The organism is Ruegeria sp. BHSC026, assembly GCF_059613065.1.
The window spans coordinates 86,140-103,767 of the sequence record NZ_JBXWRV010000011.1 but is presented as its reverse complement, the minus strand read 5'-3'; the positions used below and the strand labels follow the sequence as shown (position 1 = coordinate 103,767).

Genomic DNA, 17,628 nt, shown 5'->3' with positions numbered 1-17,628 from the left:
ACGCGGTGCCTGTTGACGGGGATTCGCTGATGCTGATACCCCTGTTTTTGCTGAGGCTTTCGGCTGATGCGGTGCCTGTAGGGAGACCTGAACAGCCGTGTGGGGGCACCAGGATCTTTTCTCTGAGCCCCTGTACATATTGGCAACAACCTCCTGCTTTGTTGATGCCAAGCCATTTGGGAACATCTGCACTGCCTCCGAGCCGGCTTGCAGACCGGCAGTGATCTCCTCGACACTCAAGGTATTAAGCGCGGTCTTGCCCGTCGCGTTGACAATCGGCACGCTGCAAATTGCAGCATGCGTCACTACCCGGGTCTTGCCGGAGAATGGCTCAATCCGCTTTGGAAGATCCAATCCGGACAATTGGTTGACCACCATGTTCGAGGTGTGATTTTGGTTGCGTCGCATCCTATCCGGCAATTTGGCGGAGGGGAGAAAAAACGACGGTGGAGGGTCGGGCACATGAAACTTGTACGCTACGGAGATGCCGGGGCAGAAAAACCAGCGCTTTTGGACGGCGAAGGCAGATTGAGGGATCTTTCGGCGCATGTTGCGGACATCTCGGGGGACACTCTGGATGATGCCGGCCTGGCCCGGTTGCGCCGCCTGGACCCCGAGGCCCTCCCTTTGGTCGAGGGCAACCCGCGGATCGGCCCGTGCGTCGGGAATATCGGAAAATTCCTGTGCATTGGTCTGAACTACTCGGACCATGCCGCCGAAACCGGCGCAGCCATTCCCGAACATCCCATTCTGTTCCTCAAGGCAAATTCGGCCATCGTCGGTCCCTATGACGACGTGGTGATCCCGCGCGGGTCGACGCATACCGATTGGGAAATCGAGCTGGGCGTGGTGATCGGCAAGACGGCCAAATATGTTGACCGTGCAAACGCGCTGGACCACGTCGCCGGATATTGCATCGTCAATGACGTGTCCGAGCGCCATTTCCAGATGCAGTTGACCGGGCAGTGGACCAAAGGAAAATCCTGCGACACGTTCGGACCGACCGGCCCCTGGCTGGTGACGCGTGACGAAATCGCCGACCCGCAGACCTTGGGAATGGCGCTTGAAGTCAACGGCAAGCGCATGCAAACCGGAAACACGGCGACCATGATCTTTACAGTGGCCGAGATCATCGAGCATTTGAGCCAACTGTTCACTCTGCATCCGGGCGACGTGATCTCGACGGGTACGCCGCCGGGGGTCGGGATGGGAATGAAGCCTCAGCCGGTCTACCTGAGGGATGGAGACGTGATGGAACTGAGGATCGACGGTTTGGGGCATCAGCGTCAGAGGGTGCGCAGCGACGACTGATCCGGGCATGGATCAGCGCCGTGGCACGCGGGCGGCAGGCAGGGTACGCTTGCGCGCCGCAACCGGTCTGAACAAAGGCCCCTCTCGGACTGGCTTGGCCGGCGCGCGCTTCTCACGCGCCGGCGATCTTGGCTGTCACGCTGCGATGATGTTGTGTTCCGGTCCGTAAGGAAAGCCGGTGATGTTCTCGGCCCCATCCTCGTGCACCACCAGGATGTCATGCTCGCGATAGCCGCCCGCGCCGTGCTGACCTTCGGGAATCCACAGCATCGGCTCGATGGACACCACCATGCCCGGCTCGAGCACCGTGTCGATGTCCTCGCGCAGTTCAAGACCGGCCTCGCGGCCGTAATAGTGGCTGAGGATGCCGAAGGAATGCCCATATCCGAACGAGCGGTATTGCAGCAGACCCTGATCGGCGAAGAACCGATTGATCTCGGCGGTGATGCTGGAACAGGTGGCGCCGGGTTTGATCAAGCTCAGCCCCAGTTCGTGGGCAGCGACATTGGCCTGCCAAAGGCGCAGGCTGTCTGCGTCGGGCTCGCCCAGGAACAGGGTGCGTTCCAGCGCTGTGTAATAACCCGAGATCATCGGGAAGGTGTTGAGTGACAGAATATCGCCTTTCTGCAACGCCCGTTTTGTGACCGGGTTGTGCGCGCCGTCGGTGTTCAGCCCTGACTGGAACCAGACCCAGGTGTCGCGGTACTCGGCGTCGGGATAGGCGCGGGCGATCTCGATCTCCATCGCGTCGCGGCCCGCCATGGCAATCTCGATCTCGGTGGCACCTTCACGGATCGCGGCATGGATGGCCGCGCCGCCCACGTCCGCCGTGCGTGCACCGCCCTTGATCAACTCGATCTCTTCGGCCGATTTGACCATCCGCGCGGCCATCGTGTCGGGGGCGATGTCCACAAGCTCGGGCTGGTTCAGCATGGCCAGGGCCGTATCGCGTGCGGCCAGCGTCATGTGGTCGCTTTCGATGCCGATCCGGCGGGCATTCCCGATCAGGCTGGCTACGGCGCGCCAGTAGTTGTCGCGCTTCCAGTCGGTGTAGATCACGTTGTCCTCGACCGATCGGCGCCAGGGCTGGCCCGCGTCGATATTCGCCGACACGGTGGTGCAGCTGTCCTGCGTCACCACACAGCCATAGGGCCGGCCGAAGGCACAGTACAGAAAGCCCGAGTAATAGGCGATGTTCTGCATCGAGGTCAGCAAAACGACCGGGATGTCCCGCTGCGCCATGATGGCGCGCAGTTTGGTCAGCCGGCGGTCGTACTCGGCCCGGCTGAAGGGCAGGGGCGCCTTGTCGCCGTTGTGGCAGGTGAAGAATTCGGGGCGATTTGAAGGGTCTGTCATGTGCTCTCTCGTTTCTTTGCCGGACGTGCAAAGCCCGGCCACATGTCCCGGCGTACAGGACAGGCGGTCTCGGGGTCCGAGAGCCGATCACCCCTTTGGGTGCTGCGACGCCATCGCAGCAGAGGGTGAACAGAAAAATCGTTAGATCAGCAAATGCCGCCGGTCAAGCCGGTGTCAGCCCGCGCAGACGTTCTGACCGCCGCCGCAGCAGCTCGACCGTGGTCAGCAGCGCGATCGAGATGACGACGAGGATCGTGGCCACGGCCAGGATGGTGGGGCTGATCTGCTCGCGCAGGCCGGTGAACATCTGCCAGGGCAGGGTCTTCTGGCTGGCCGATCCGACGAACAGCACCACGACCACCTCATCGAACGAGGTGATGAAGGCGAACAGCCCGCCCGAGATCACACCGGGCAGGATCAGCGGCATCTGAATCTTGAAGAAGGTCCGCACCGGACCCGCGCCCATGTTCGCGGCGGCCCGCGTCAAAGACCGGTCAAAGCCCACCAGGGTGGCGGTCACGGTGATGATGACGAAGGGAATGCCCAGAACCGCGTGGGCCAGGATCACCTTGAGGTAGCCCACGAAGGTCTTGTTCATGCCCAGAGTGCCCTCGAGGAACCGCCCGATGTCGCTGTAGAAGAAGAACATGCCCGTGGCTGAGATGATCAGCGGCACGATCATCGGCGAAATCAGGATGGCCATGATCGCCCGCCGCCCGGGCACATGCGACTGGCTCAGACCGATGGCGGCCAGCGTGCCCAGCGAGACCGAGATGATCGTGGCGATGGGCGCGATGATCAGCGAGTTCTTGAAGCTGCGCTGCCATTCGTTGTTGGTAAAGAAGTCCTGATAATGCTTCAGCGAGTAGCCCTCGGGGTCCAGTCGCAGCATTTCCGGGGTGAAGGTAAAGAAGTCCTGCGCGTTGAACGACAATGGCAGTACTACCAGGATCGGAGTGATCAGGAATACGAAGATCGCGCCGCAGATCACCCGGAACAAGTAGTGATAGAACACCTGCTGCGCCGTCAGGTAAGGCAGCAGTTTGTGGCGATACCGGCCCTCGTACAGCCAGTACGTGAACCAGACAAAGAACCAGCCGCCCAGCAGACCCAGAATACCGCCCGCGATGCCCGCGAACAGAAAGCCAGCCAAGCCGAAGCCAAGGATGTTTATCCAATAGGCCAGCCGCTCGCTCTTCAGCAGCGCGATGTAGATCCAGGCAAGCCCGGCGATCAGAATGGCGCCGCCGATCATGCCGGTCGGCACCGAACCGTTGCCCGCGCCGACAAAGATACCGGCGAAGGCTCCGGCCAGGGCGACGCTGGGCAGGACCATCGACAGGGGTTTGCGCGAAATCGGAGTCAGAGCGGCCATGTCGATTATCCCAGCTTCACGTTGTCGATGCCCACGATCTTGTCATAGACCCAATAGAGGATCAGAACCACCGCCAGCAGGATCGTTCCCAGCGCCGCGGCCAGCCCCCAGTTCAGCGACGACGAGATGTGGTAGGCGATCCGGTTCGAGATGAAGACGCCCTTGGTGCCGCCGACGATTTCGGGTGTGATGTAATAGCCGATGGCCAGAATGAACACGAGGATCGAGCCCGCCCCGATGCCCGGAATGGACTGCGGGAAATAGATCCGCCAGAACGTGGTCCAGTTCGTCGCGCCCATGGATTTGGCCGCGCGAGTGTAGGATGGCGGGATCGTCTGCATCACCGAATACATCGGCAGGATCATGAACGGCAGCAGGATATGCGTCATCGCGATGATCGTGCCGATCTGGTTGTTGATGATGATCAATCGCGCGTCATCGGCCACAAGGCCCAGCCAGACCAGCGTGTCATTGATCACGCCCTGTTGTTGCAACATGACCTTCCAGGCGGAAGTTCGCACCAGAAGCGATGTCCAGAACGGCAGCAGAACCAGGATCATCAGCATGTTCGACACGCGCATCGGCAGCGTCGCCAGCAGGTAACTGACTGGATAGGCCAGCAGTATGCAGGCGCCGGTGATGACCAGCGACATGAACAATGTGCGGCCGAACAGTTTTACCAGAATGCGCTTGTCTTCGGGTTGAGCCTGCGCACCTTCGGGGGTACGTCGCATGTCAATTGCGTTCAGGAAATACCCATTGGTGATCGGCACCGCGTGGGTCTTGATCACCTGCCAAGTCTTCACGTCACCCCAGCCATCATGGATGTCGATCAGCTTGTCCTTGAACGGCCCGTCGGTTTCGGGGTCCAGCTTTTTGATTTGCCTGCCCGAACGACGGAACAGCGACGACATGCCGGTCTCTTCATAGTTCAACCGCGTGCCAAGACGGGTATGTTCCTTGTTGTCGATCGCGACGATCATGTCGCGGACAAAGGCTTCGTAAACGTTTTCGTCCGGCAGTTCACCGCTTTTTTCGTCCCAGCTTTGCAAGGCCTCGATGGTCAGCGGCAGCGTATCCTTGACGATGCTGTTTTCCACCGAACGGAACAGCATCGAGCCGATCGGAACGATAAACGAGACCAGAACGAAGATCAGCAAGGGGGCAATCAACAACAGTGCGCGCAGTTTCTGTCGCCTCAGCGAGCGCGCCAGAGACTGTTTCAGTGGCGTTCCATCCGCCGCCAGCATTGGCCCTGCGGTTTGGCTTGCGTCAGTCATTCGTGCCCCTTGGGTTAGCTTGGGTCGGGTTGGGGCGGCAGGCCGCCCCAACCGTTATTAGTTGTGTAAGCTGCGCTTACTGCGCCAGCCACGCCTGGAATTTGGCGTCGATGTCATCGCGGTAGTCGGCCCAGAACTCGTAGTTGTACAGGAAAGTGTTCTGGGCGTTGTTCGGATCGGTCGGCATGTGCGGCGCCATGTCGATGCCCAGTTCGGCGTGTTGACCGACCAACGGGGCCGACGATTTGCGTGCCGGGCCGTACGAGATGTACTTGGCCTGATCCGCCAGACGCTGCGTGTCGGTCGCGAAGTAGATAAAGTCCAACGCGCGCTGCTTACGCTCGTCGCTGAGGCCCGCGGGAATGATCCAGCCGTCCAGATCGAACACCTGCGCATCCCACAGCATGGCGACGGGCTGCTTCTGCTCTTCGATCAGGCTGAACAGACGGCCATTGTAAGTCGAGCCCATGACGACCTCGCCATCGGCCAGCAACTGCGGAGTGTCAGCCCCGGCTGACCACCACACGACGCTGTCCTTGATGGTGTCCAGCTTCTTGAGGGCACGGTCCTGACCTTCGTCGGTTGCCAGAACGTCATAAACTTCGTCCTTTGCCACGCCGTCGCACAGCAGCGCCCATTCCATGTTGTTGATCGGGCGCTTTTCCAGCGAGCGCTTGCCCGGGTAGGCCTCGAGGTCGAACACGTCGCAGATGTCGTCCGGCGGCGTGTCGCCGACCAGATCGGTGCGATAGCCGAAGGTGGTCGAATAGACGATCTGCGGGATGAAGCAATCACTGACCAGCAGGTCGCCGAAATCCTCGGATGCTGTGGTGCCATCGGGTGCCGGGGCCAGTTGGGTGTCCGGGTCGATTTCCATCGCCAGACCTTCGTCACACAGGCGAATGGCGTCCGAGGCGACCACGTCGACCACATCCCATGTGATGTTGCCCGCCTCGTTCATGGCGCGCAGCTTGGCCACGGCCTCGGCCGAGCTTTCATCCCAGACGATGTTCACGCCCGGGTTCATTTCCATGTACGGCTCGGCATAGGCTTTTTGCTGCGATGCCTGATAGGCGCCGCCCCAGGACACGAGGGCCATGTCCTGGGCCGAAGCCGCGCCGGCCGTGATGGCTGCGGCCGCAGCCGACAGCAGGAATTTTGTTGGTTTCATGTTCAGCTCCCAGTTTTCCCCGTTGTTGTCACTGGTCGACCGACGCACGGGTTTTCGTCGGCCGATCCTTCCAAGTTGACCGTCTGGCGCGGCAGGACGCTCACGCGTCCAGCGCGCGACAGTCTCGTGCCAGCCAGCCGATCTCGATCTCCTGGCCGGGTTGCAGGCGGACCGCATCCGGGGCGTTGCGGGTCTTGACGATGAACTCGTCATTGCCGGCCACCGACATGCGGAAACGGAATACGTCGCCCATATAGATGAACTCGCGAACCACCGCCTTGAGCGTATGCGCGTCCGGGCTCAGACGATCCTTGTTGAACTCGACCCGCTCGGGCCGGATCGACACCTTGGTGCGCTCGCCGGGCTGGCGGACGTTGATCGGCACCGCGTCGATTTCCGATCCGTCGTCCAGGGTCACGATGCAAGTGTCCCCGTTGATGGACTTCACCACACCTTCCAAGGTGTTGTTTTCGCCGATGAATTGCGCGACGAAACTGTTTTCCGGTTCCTCGTACAGTCGATCGGGCGGGGCCAGCTGCTGGATGCGGCCGTCATCGAAGACTGCGACACGATCCGACATCGTCAGCGCCTCGGTCTGGTCATGGGTCACATAGACCGTGGTGATGCCCAGCTCGTGTGCCAGGCGGGTAATCTCGAACTGCATGTGTTCGCGCAGTTGCTTATCCAACGCGCCCAGCGGCTCGTCCATCAGCACCAGTTCCGGCTCAAACACGAGCGCCCGCGCCAGGGCGATGCGCTGTTGTTGGCCCCCCGACAACTGCGCCGGCCGGCGATTGCCGAATGCGCCCATCTGTACCATGTCCAGCGCCCGCTGCACCTTCTGTTCGCGCTCGGATTTGCCGATCTTGCGCACTTCAAGCGGGAACGAGAGGTTCTCGGCCACGGTCATATGCGGAAACAGAGCGTAGTTTTGGAACACCATGCCGATCCCGCGCTTGTGCGGCGGAATGTTGTTGATCGGCTTGCCGCCCAGAAGAATTTCGCCATGGGTGGCGGTTTCGAACCCGGCCAGCATCATCAGGCAAGTCGTCTTGCCCGAGCCCGACGGGCCCAGCATGGTCAGAAATTCGCCTTTCGGCATGGCAAGATTGAGATCTTTCACGACGAGCGTTTCGCCGTCATATGATTTTTGCACGCGCCGAAATTCGACAAACGCGGCGTCGCTGGTTGTTTCGGTCACAAGACCCCCTGTCGCGTCAATTCCAGATCCGGTTGGCCCGGATTCCATTGATCCTGCACCAAATTAAAACGTAGCGTCCGGCGGCTTGCAACCAATTTAATCGTCCCAACGCAGAAACGACCGTGAGTTTCAGGGGGACCGATCATCGTTTAGCCGTGCCATATGCCATGCAAGCGCCGTGTTGCTGGACAGGACCGGCTTGCGGATGCGGGCCTGAACGTGAGGGATCGCATCCAGGGTTCGCAAGTTCGTGCAACTCAGAAATACCGCATCAACCGCGCTGTCTTGCCCAAGTGCAACCGCCGCCTCGACGATCGACGAACACGAAATCCGCGCCACTTTCGACTCTTCTGCCACGCAGAAAGTGCCGAATACATCGGTCGAAAGCCCGGCGGTCGAGAAGGCTGTTCGCAACGAGTCGCTGACTTCCTCGACATAGGGGGACAACAGGGCAAACCGCGAAACGCCCAAGTCGCAAGCGCGGGCGATCGTCGCACGCAGTGGGTCGGTTACCGAACGGGTGACGCAGGATCCGCGGACAAGAGATTCGACCTCGGCCGATCCGATCACCGAACTGGCCGACGTGCAGCCATAGCCCACAACGCCGTATTCGCGGCCCTTCGGAAACAGGTCCGCGGCCGCCGGCAGGGCCTGCTTCATTCGGCTCAGCGTCTGGGTCGTGACCTCCAGCCCGCTGGGGATGCGCGCAACATGAAGCGGTGCGGAGCTTTCCGCGAACAGACGCCTGAAGTCGCCTTCGATGGTTTCGTCGGCCTGCAGAACGATCAGGCCCATCGGTCGGTTGGCGTGGTCTTCCACGTCGAGTGCGTAGGGCAATGTGGTCATATCCGGCGCACCTCGCGCCCGGCGCGCGGGCTGAGAAACCGAGCGCCGTTCTCGGTGATCACGATGTTTTCTTCGTGAACGAGAATCCCGCCCGGGACGGCGATACCCGGTTCGAGCGTCAGCACCATCCCTGGCCGCAGAACCGTTGTGTCGGTGGGAATCAGCGATGGCCATTCGGTCAGGGACATGCCCAGCCCATGCCCCAGGCGCTCGGCTTGGGTGCCGGGTCCGCCATCGGTCAGAATGTCGTTCATCGCTTGGAACAGGTCTGCGGCCGTCGCTCCGGGCCGTGCCGCGTCAAAACCTGCTTCGATCGCGTCGACCAACCGCGCATGCGCCGTGCTGACGGCCGGTTCGGGCGGGCCGACCGACCAGTTGCGGTCGAAATCGCAAAAGTAGCCGTCCCATACCAGACCGGTGTCCAGCATCAGTATGCCCCCTGGCGCCAGGGGGCTCTCGGACGCGGGCGAGATCACGTCGCCATAGCCGCCATGGTCAGCCCCACCGGCAAGGTACGGCACCCAATCGGCCCCCTCCTCGAGGCACAGCATCTGGAAGGCGCGGAAAACCTGCGCCAGCGGCACACCTGCGGATGCAATTTCGGGCACCCGGTCGAAGGCGCGTCCGGCTATAGCGCAGGCGGTCTGGATCTTGGCGATTTCGGTGGCGGATTTAACCATCCGCAGGTCGCGCAGAATACCGTGATCGCCGGTGATCCGACGTTGGCCGATTTGGTCCTGCAACCGACGGAAATCGGACAGAGGCATGCGCAGATGGGTTTCGTGCCCGTCGGGGCAGCCGATCCGGCCCTTGTCGGCCACGACTTCGCGCAGCGTGTCGGCCAACAGCGATACGCCGTCGTCGGACAGGTCGGGTGCGCTCCAGGTGCGGATGTCTTTGATCCAGGTTCGCCCCATCAGCGCGGCCCCGATCGACGGGATCACGGCGACAGGGTCGCCCTGGGCCGGGATGACCAGAAACCATGGACGCGTGGGGCTTTCCCAGAACCGGGTAAGAAACCCCGAGAAATACCGGACTTCGGGCTCCGTGGTCAGAAGCAGAGCATCGACCTCGAGTTCTGCCATCCGACGTTGTGCGCGCTGGGTGCGGGCCTGGTATTCTGTTCGGTCGAACCCCCTCATGCGGGTCGCTCGGTCAGGATGCATAGTACGCGGTCATCGGTGCCGATTTCCAGGGCCGAGCGCATTGTGTCGTCCATGACCGCAGCAAGCCCCGCGCCGCCCGAAGCCGTGGTTGCAAGCCCGGCCCGCGCCATCGCTGGAAGCTGCGCGACGACGTCCTCGTCCGTCACAGTCAGGAACACATCAGCATCCCGCGCGAGACCGTTCAGTGCGATTAACGAAGGTTCCTTGCAGTCCAGCCGCCCCATGATGCTGTCCGGGCCGTCGGCAAACACGCATTGCCCGGCGGCGATACTTGCCTGAAGGGCAGGCGCGGCGTCAGGTTCCACCACGACGATCCTGGGGACATCACCCCAAACCTTGCGGAAATAGGCCGCCGCCGCGGCAGCCATGCCGCCGACCCCGGCCTGCAAAAGGATCACCGTCGGCACCTCGGGGCATTGCCCGACCGTTTCGACCGCCATCTGCAGATAGCCCTCCATCAGCAGATGAGGCAGGTCGGTGTATCCCTCCCAAGAACTGTCCGACAGCAGGGTCCAGCCATTCCGCGACGCGGCAGCGCTGGCGGCGGACATGCTGGCGGCATAGTCATTCCCCGCCCGGACGACACTGGCCCCTTGATCACGCAGGCGCTCGGCAAAGCTTTCGGGTACCGTGTCCGCGATGAAGACGACGGCCCGGGCGCCGAAGACGCGCGCACCGGCCGCCATGCTGAGCCCGTGATTGCCGGCGCTGGCGGTGACATAGGTGCGCCCATTCAGGGTGGTGCCGTCGGGTTGCCCGGACACAGCATTCGCGTGACTTGCGATCACGTAGGCTGCGCCCAAGGCTTTGAACGACCCAAGATTCATCCGCGCACGCTCGTCCTTGATCCAAAGGCTGGCCACGGGCGCCAGCGCGCTGCCGTCCACCAGAGGAGTGCGGGACGCGACCGGACACCGGGCGATCAGATCCGACACCTTTTCAGGATCGGTCGATGGGTATGGGGCCGATGGTATCAGCTTGGATCCGCCCCTATGTTCGTTCTTGGCGACTTGCATCTCGGTTTTCCAGCGTGTTCCGGATGACGAGATGCGACGCAGTTCGTTCTGTCAAGGCGACTTCAGCCTGCATATGCGGAAATCCTCGATCTGGCTGGGTTCGGGTGGGGGCCAAGGTTGATGCACCCACTACGCCGAGAACCCGCCGACGGTGCCCCTTCCCTCACGGGCTTTGCAATCCCGCAAGTTAGCTGTAAGTGTTCCGCAGTTCGGCCCTGGTGCTTCGCGCCTCTGGCCGTCTGCGGGCGTGATGGAATGGTAGACATATCGGACTTAAAATCCGAAGGCCTTTGTGCCGTGTGGGTTCGAGTCCCACCGCCCGCACCACCAACCGGTTTCTCTGTTTTTTGCCCTAGACAGGAAACCCTAGCCTGGAAATCAGGCTCCAGATGTCCCTGTTGGCGGCAGACAGTTGGGCCAGAACATCTTCGATGTCGGCCAACGCCTGATCGTCGACGGTGTCTTCCCGACCCAGCTTGATGTCGGTCTTGCGGTCGGCGATGCGCATCAGAATTGTTTTGGGGTTCCCGCTGTCCTGATCGAAAGAATAGATGCAGTGGTTGAACCGGTTGCGTATCGCCGACAACCGACCGAGGCGTCGGGTATGCAAAAGGATGGGGTCGCGCACGTCGGCCGGACGGCCGTCCATCTTGGCCAGACGTTCGACAAGGTCGATGCGCGCGCGGGTCGTGTTCAGAGTCAGAAAGATGATGACAGCCACATCTTTCGAAGTGCCCGACAGCCCCGCGATCAGGTGTATCAGCAGGCTTTCGGTGTTCGTCCACATGTAGTTCAACCGCCCGACCAGCAGGATCAGGCGATCGAATTTTTCTTCGAATCTGTCAGTCACGGCTGGCCTTTCCGTTCGCTTGTGGCGCGGCCTCGAAATAGAAATGCGCGGCGGCGGTCCGGTTGCTGACTCCGATCTTGCCCGAAACGTTGTGGACATGCAGTTTCACCGTGTGTTCGGTGATGCCGAGTTGCGCCGCGATTGCCTTGTTGCTCTTGCCTTGCGAGACGAGCTCCAAGACCTGCAATTCCCGAGGAGTCAGGGTGGAAAGCAGGTCACCGGGCGCATGTCCGGTCGAGCGCGCCGAGACCTGAGGCTTCTGCTTGTCGTCGGCATCGGAGCGGGCGGCAGGTTGGGTCATGCAGGTCGCGACAAAGCCGGGAAGGTACAGTTCCTCGTGCATCAGCAGCCTCAGGATTGCCCGCCAAGCATCCGGAGCGATGTTCATGGGAAGATAGCCGATCGGGCCATGTGTGTCGCGGAGCCAGTTGTTGAACAGGGTCAGCGCCATCTCCTCTTTGCGGTAGGCGAAAGCCAGGCACCCGGACCGCGCTGCTTCGGCATAGGCTTCGGGGCGGGTCAGCAGGTCATCAAGAAGGATCTGGTCGACCACAAGGATCTTGCCGGACCCAGAGGTCGCCTTTTCTGCTTCCGACAGGTAAGCGTCCAGGGTTTCGAAGCGATGGGCCGCGACGCCGAATTCGTTCTGGACGTTTCTGAGCGTTTGGTTGGAAAAAAACAGTTCTTTTCCAAGAAAGACAATCATGAAGTCTTCATTTTCAGAAATTGTGTCTGAAATCAGATTCCCGGAAGGCATTCGAAATTACCTCCTCAAACCAAGTGACCAGGCGGTTTCACAATATTTTGCGATCGGGCGCGTACGTAATTCGATTAGTCAAATTCAATGAATATCTTATACCAGAAGGTAGTGGTTTTTTCAACATTTTATGCCTGTTCAAATTAGGGTTTATAGAACTTTTGCATAGGATCTTTGGTGGGGTTTGTGGCATAAGTCGCGGGAAATAATGGGATAATTATTTACGCCTCGTTTCGGTCCTTCGTTCGTCTCGGGATCACGAAAAAAACCGGGTCTGTCTTGAAAAACATCATGAAAACAAAAGCTTGATCGAAACTGTGCTTTCGGCCAGCTAGTCATGCGCGCTCTTGTATGTAGGCTATTCGACGCCTCAATTACCGAGGCTCTGATACAGACGTGACTGCGCTGCGCAGTATTTCGCGCATCAAGGCAGTCCCGGATTCGGCTTGGCCGAGAAAGGGGGGCACGACATCCAAACACCACAGACGTGTATCCGCGCAGATTTGGCGGGACTACGCGAATTTTTGACTCAATCGCGCCGAATGCCGTTTTGTAGATGAATTGCGGTCTGGCGCTCCGAAAAAGGATATTGAAATGCGACGCAATGTTAACAATACCAACGTCACGACCGTCGACGAAATCAACGTTGAAAATCTGGACGCTCCGATCAACGCGGAAATTCCCGTCGAGGAAGCTTTCATCGAGGCCGACCTGACCGCGCAGCAACAGCAGCAGGGTCAGGATGTCTCGAATGCCGCGAACAATGCGGACAATCAGGACCAGTCTCAGACCTCTGACAATGACAATTCGCAGGGTCAGGACCAGGGTCAGGGCCAGGATCAGGGCCAGGATCAGGCCCAGCAGCAACAGAACACCAACGGCGGTGACGACAGCAACTCGAACTCCAACAACAATGCGATCAACATCGACTTCGGCGGTGGCGAATGGATCCCGCGCGATGATGACCAGGTTGATCTGGATGTCGGGGACTCGGCCTCGATCGGTGATGTGATCACCGGCGGCCGCGATGTGAACTATGATCCAGGCGACGATCTGAACCTGGACATCTCGCTGAACGGTCCGGGCAATGACATGTCGTCGATCAACAACCAGCTTGCCAACCTCAGCGACGACGACACGCTGGATTCGGTTTCGCTGTCCAATGACGGCGAGTTCTATCAGAACGGCAGCGCGACCGGCGGCAACGCCCATGCCGAAGAGGGCATCGGCTCGTCCGTGGCCGGTGGCGATTCCGGCGCAGGCGGCACCAACAACGGTGGCTCGGCGGATGGCGATACCAGCGGCAGCCACGCGTTTTCGATGGGTGGTCATACCGGCAGTGCCGACAGTGATGCGGCTGGCGGAACCGGTGGCGCAACCGGTGATGCAAGCAACGGCAGCATGGGTCTTGGAATGTCCGGTGCGCATGCCGACGGTGACAGTGCCGGTGGCGATGGCGGTGCTGCCGACAGTGCATCCAGCTCGGACAACGCAGGCACATCCAGCACCGATGGCGACTCGACCGGCGGTGACGGTGGAAGCGCCGATTCGACCTCGCACGCGGCAGGCATGGGCATGTCGGGCGCGAGCGCGTCGGGCGATGCCGATGGCGGTGACAGCGATTCGGATTCGACAGGAACCGGCGATGGCAATGCCGACAACTCGACCGATGCTTCCGGCGCCGATGGCGGTGACGGCGATGCCGCCGCCGACGGTTCGGCGTCGAACAGCAGTGATGCTGACACCGAAGCCAACGACGCGACCGCCGGCAGCAATGCCGCGGAAGGCGCGGCTGACAGCAGTTCCGACAGCTCGGCCGACGGCGATGGCGGTGATGGCACCGGCGGCGACGGCGATGGTGGAGATGGCACCGGCGGCGACGGCGACGGTGGAGATGGCACCGGCGGCGATGGTGAAGGTGGCTTCTCGGCCTTGGTCGAAGCCGCGATCATGGCGCTGCAGGAAGAGATCCTGGGTGTTGATGCCGAAGCTGGCGAAGGTGGCGACGGAACCGGCGGTGACGGCACCGGTGGTGACGGCGACGGCGGTGACGGAACCGGCGGCGCGGGCTCGGGTGGTCCGGGTACCGGCGGCAGTTCCGCGGCGGATGCCGACTCCCAAGGTGTTGGCGATCAGAGTGCCAGCGGGCCGGATATCGACCAGAGCCCGGGCGACGTGAATGGCGCGGCCAGCAACTCGCAAAACGCAAATGCCAATGGTGGTGCCGGTGGTACGAACGACGCTGACGGGTCCTCGACCGGAACCGGTACCGGGACTTCGGCTGCGGATGGCGACGGCGGAGCCGGTGGCACGACGACGCCCACGGCAAGCTCGTCCGGCAGCGGCGCAGGATCGGCGGATGCTGCGAACACCGCTGGAGCAGGCGGGGCGTCGGACGTCTTCGGCGACTCGGATGTGAACGGCGCGGCCGACAGCTTGGCCGAAGCCATCGCGGGTTACGGTGGCGCAGCCGACTCGGACAACGACGCCGACTCGGCCGGATCCGGCAGCGCCGATGGCGCAGCCGGCTCGGGCGCGGGCGGGGCCGGTGGCGCATCGGCCGCCAATGGCGGCACCAGCGGCTATGCCATGGGCCAGTCCACGGCGGGCGACACCATGGGCGGCACCGTCAACGGTGGCAGCGCAGCCGGCGCCTATTCGGGTGATGGCGGCGCGGCCGGCAACGGCGGCACCTGGGGTTCCAACAACGGCGGCGATGGCATCGTCACCGGTGAATCCTACGCATCGGCGGCTGCGGTGGTCGATACCTCGGCCTTCAACCAGTCGATCGTCATGGGTGCCAACGTGCTTGGCAACTCGGTGGACACGACGATGGTCGGCGGCTCGATGACCTCGAGCTACGCCAGCGACGACACCGAGGCATAAAGCCAACTTTGCCGAGGGCCGCTTTACCGGCCCTTGGGTTTTGACGACATTGCCGGGGCCGTTCAGGCGGCCCCGGCCCAGCACAGCCGAAACCGGAAATTTCCGCCGGTGAACGCGACAGGGAACATTCAGATGTCACTAGACAGCATTACTGAAACAATTGCCCATTTCATCGGAACCTTTGAACTGACCATTGAACAGGCCCGCCTGCGCGACCAATACGACGAATTTACCGCGCTGCGGCGGAAGGTGGACCTTGATGAACTGGAAGACCCGACGCGGATCCAGATCAAGGCCGAACTCGAACTGGCGCCCAGGGATTACGATGCGCTGCCGTTCCGCTTTCCCGCTCCTCCGGCCGACCCGCAACTGCCGCCGGCGCCGGATGGCCCCTCGATCAAGACCGAGATCACCATCGGTACCCCGCCCGCGCCCGGTCGCATTCTGCCGGACTCGGAACTGGCGGGCAGTGGCCCGGAATACATCGTGCTGCGGCCCGAGCTGACAAGCGAAGTGATTGGCTCGGCGGTGACCTACACGTTCCAGACCATCGTCCTGAGCGACAACGACACCGTTGGTGTCGGTGATTTTCGCGATGTGGGGCTGATGACTGCTCAGGCCGAGGCCGCGCTCGACACCGCGCTGTCGCTGCATGCGCTGGCCGCGCCGTCTTTTGCGATTTCCGACTATGCATCTGCGGAATATGTCCAGGACCTGGCCGCCCAGATGCAAGCGCCGCCCGGCACACATGTCGAAGGCGCCACGGTTCATCAGTTCCACGGAGACGACGCGCTGGGCGTCATCGTAAATGGGCAACACGTGGCCGAGGCACCCGTCTGGAGCGATCTTTTGCCGGCCTATCACCAGCCCGACGAGACGTCAGATGAATTGCCGCTCTCTGTGGCCGTTCCCGCCGAGTGGGACCAGTCGAAAGATCCCGAGTTCGACGACGGCCACACTGTCGTCGCCGGTGGAAACCTGGCCATCAACGAGGTCGCATTGACCGTGGGATGGGTGGATGCGCCCTTCATCGCAGTCGGAGGTCAGGCGGTCAGCCTGACGGCAATCAGCCAGGTCGCGCTTGTGTCCGACATGGATGTCGGCACGCCGGGCGGGGGCTCGGGCACGATGGTTGTCCAGTCGTCACAGATCGACACGCAGTCCAACCCGGCGCCCTGGCTGGCCGGAACCACCTCGGCCGCGGGCACCGGTAGCCAGCCGGCACAGATGACGGTCGACTGGATTCACGGCGACCTGGTGGTTGCGAACTTCTTTAAACAGGTCATCGACGCCACCGACATCGACCACATCCAGGCCGACATTTCAGCGTCTTCGACAATGTACGCCCTGGGGGCCAACCAGATGGTCAACGTGGCCGATGTGGTGCAACTGGGCAGCTTCTATGACCTGATCATGATCGGTGGCGACATGGTCTCGGTCGACATGCTGTTCCAGACGCTGGCGCTGGTGGATGACGACATCGTCTCGGGCGGGCTGGCGGAAGGCGCGTCCGCAGGCGCGGATGGCAACCTGTTGATGAACCAGGCCTCGGTCACGGGGCAGGGGCAGGATACCCAGCAGGCGCTGGACTTGGGCCTGGCCAATGCGTTGGCCATGGACAAGATGGACATGACCGCGCTCGAGGACGCACTGCTGAACGATCCGATGTTCGCCGGCATGGAACAGATGCGCGTGCTGAAGATCGACGGCGACCTGATGCAATTGAATATCGTCCAGCAGGTCACGATGCTGGCCGATCAAGACGATGTTTTCCTGTCCGGGCCGCATGCGGCCAGCACCGAAGTCATTGCCGGGTCAAATGCCATGTTGAACGCGGCCAATATCAACAAGCTGGGCGTCGACTCGACCGTCATGGCCGCTGGCGGCGCCTATTCCGATCTGTTGCTGCATCAGGCCAGCCTGATCGACACGCCCGACGACCAGATCAGCCCGGCCCTGGCCAACGAGGCGATCGCCATTCTGATGGATGACGCGATGACGGCGGCAGCGGGCGCTGGCGCCGTGACCGGGCCGGACCTGACGCCGACGGAGGTACTGAATTCTCATGATGGCCTGCAGACCATGCTGGCCTGATTTGCCTTTTTTGTAGCGAGTGACCGGAAGTTCAGTTCATGTCGATTGTATTTTCATCGTGCCGTCCCCGATATGCCAGCCCGCTCGACAGGTCAGGAGGTGGTCGGCCCCTGACCCTCAAACCGGCTGACAGAGTGCCCGACAAAAGCCGCAAGGAACCCGCTCCGATGTCCTGTCTGAGATTGGGAAAAGAAATGCGTGTCACAGGCGACCTGGCACCTGGGAGCGGCGGCGTCTCCGAAGGTGACGCGGCCGCGAAAAAAGAGCCCCGAGCGGCCAGCAAGTCCGGTGGGGAAACCACCCGGAAAACCGATCAGGC

General features: G+C 61.6%; 14 protein-coding genes and 1 tRNA gene. 4 read left to right on the top strand and 11 right to left on the bottom strand.

What is annotated here, in order from left to right:
• A partial coding sequence (locus AC2FME_RS13950) for a hypothetical protein (RefSeq protein WP_496800743.1) occupies positions 1-549 on the bottom strand: 549 nt, incomplete at its 3' end.
• On the opposite strand from AC2FME_RS13950, the gene AC2FME_RS13945 reads away from it, so the two are divergent.
• The gene (locus tag AC2FME_RS13945; RefSeq protein ID WP_496800741.1) at positions 463-1,311 is read left to right on the top strand and encodes a fumarylacetoacetate hydrolase family protein; all 849 of its coding nucleotides are present in this window, start codon (positions 463-465) and stop codon (positions 1,309-1,311) included. The two genes, AC2FME_RS13950 and AC2FME_RS13945, sit on opposite strands and share 87 nt — an antisense overlap.
• A 135-nt stretch (positions 1,312-1,446) precedes the next feature.
• On the opposite strand, the gene AC2FME_RS13940 is transcribed toward AC2FME_RS13945, so the two are convergent.
• The 8 genes from AC2FME_RS13940 to AC2FME_RS13905 form a co-directional block, all read right to left on the bottom strand.
• Positions 1,447-2,667 (bottom strand): aminopeptidase P family protein, encoded by a 1,221-nt coding sequence (locus tag AC2FME_RS13940; RefSeq protein WP_496800740.1) that lies wholly within the window; start codon positions 2,665-2,667, stop codon positions 1,447-1,449.
• 163 nt (positions 2,668-2,830) lie between these two features.
• Positions 2,831-4,042: an ABC transporter permease gene (locus AC2FME_RS13935; protein WP_496800739.1), complete on the bottom strand. Its 1,212-nt coding sequence runs from the start codon at positions 4,040-4,042 to the stop codon at positions 2,831-2,833.
• Between the two features lie 5 nt (positions 4,043-4,047).
• Complete coding sequence (locus AC2FME_RS13930; RefSeq protein ID WP_496678450.1) at positions 4,048-5,322, bottom strand: ABC transporter permease; 1,275 nt, start codon at positions 5,320-5,322, stop codon at positions 4,048-4,050.
• A gap of 76 nt (positions 5,323-5,398) precedes the next feature.
• Positions 5,399-6,493, bottom strand: coding sequence for an extracellular solute-binding protein (locus AC2FME_RS13925; protein ID WP_496687336.1), 1,095 nt, complete (start codon positions 6,491-6,493; stop codon positions 5,399-5,401).
• A 100-nt stretch (positions 6,494-6,593) separates the two neighbouring features.
• Positions 6,594-7,694, bottom strand: coding sequence for an ABC transporter ATP-binding protein (locus AC2FME_RS13920; RefSeq protein ID WP_496678447.1), 1,101 nt, complete (start codon positions 7,692-7,694; stop codon positions 6,594-6,596).
• A gap of 129 nt (positions 7,695-7,823) precedes the next feature.
• Positions 7,824-8,540, bottom strand: a complete 717-nt coding sequence (locus AC2FME_RS13915) for a maleate cis-trans isomerase family protein (protein ID WP_496800738.1) — start codon at positions 8,538-8,540, stop codon at positions 7,824-7,826.
• Positions 8,537-9,682: a M24 family metallopeptidase gene (locus tag AC2FME_RS13910; RefSeq protein ID WP_496800737.1), complete on the bottom strand. Its 1,146-nt coding sequence runs from the start codon at positions 9,680-9,682 to the stop codon at positions 8,537-8,539. Before AC2FME_RS13910 ends, AC2FME_RS13915 begins: the two co-directional genes overlap by 4 nt.
• Complete coding sequence (locus AC2FME_RS13905; protein ID WP_496678439.1) at positions 9,679-10,722, bottom strand: pyridoxal-phosphate dependent enzyme; 1,044 nt, start codon at positions 10,720-10,722, stop codon at positions 9,679-9,681. Before AC2FME_RS13905 ends, AC2FME_RS13910 begins: the two co-directional genes overlap by 4 nt.
• A gap of 241 nt (positions 10,723-10,963) precedes the next feature.
• On the opposite strand from AC2FME_RS13905, the gene AC2FME_RS13900 reads away from it, so the two are divergent.
• Positions 10,964-11,049, top strand: a tRNA-Leu gene (locus tag AC2FME_RS13900).
• A gap of 25 nt (positions 11,050-11,074) precedes the next feature.
• On the opposite strand, the gene AC2FME_RS13895 is transcribed toward AC2FME_RS13900, so the two are convergent.
• Positions 11,075-11,572 (bottom strand): hypothetical protein, encoded by a 498-nt coding sequence (locus AC2FME_RS13895; RefSeq protein ID WP_496800736.1) that lies wholly within the window; start codon positions 11,570-11,572, stop codon positions 11,075-11,077.
• Positions 11,565-12,278 (bottom strand): helix-turn-helix transcriptional regulator, encoded by a 714-nt coding sequence (locus tag AC2FME_RS13890; RefSeq protein WP_496800735.1) that lies wholly within the window; start codon positions 12,276-12,278, stop codon positions 11,565-11,567. The genes AC2FME_RS13895 and AC2FME_RS13890 overlap by 8 nt, the downstream gene beginning before the upstream one ends.
• Before the next feature lie 645 nt (positions 12,279-12,923).
• Between AC2FME_RS13890 and AC2FME_RS13885 the strand changes: the two genes are divergently transcribed.
• Positions 12,924-15,215 carry a hypothetical protein gene (locus tag AC2FME_RS13885; RefSeq protein WP_496678415.1) on the top strand — a complete coding sequence of 764 codons (2,292 nt, stop codon included), beginning with the start codon at positions 12,924-12,926 and terminating at the stop codon, positions 15,213-15,215.
• A 132-nt stretch (positions 15,216-15,347) separates the two neighbouring features.
• Positions 15,348-17,309, top strand: a complete 1,962-nt coding sequence (locus tag AC2FME_RS13880) for a type I secretion protein (RefSeq protein WP_496800734.1) — start codon at positions 15,348-15,350, stop codon at positions 17,307-17,309.
• The last annotated feature ends 319 nt before the right edge of the window (positions 17,310-17,628 follow it).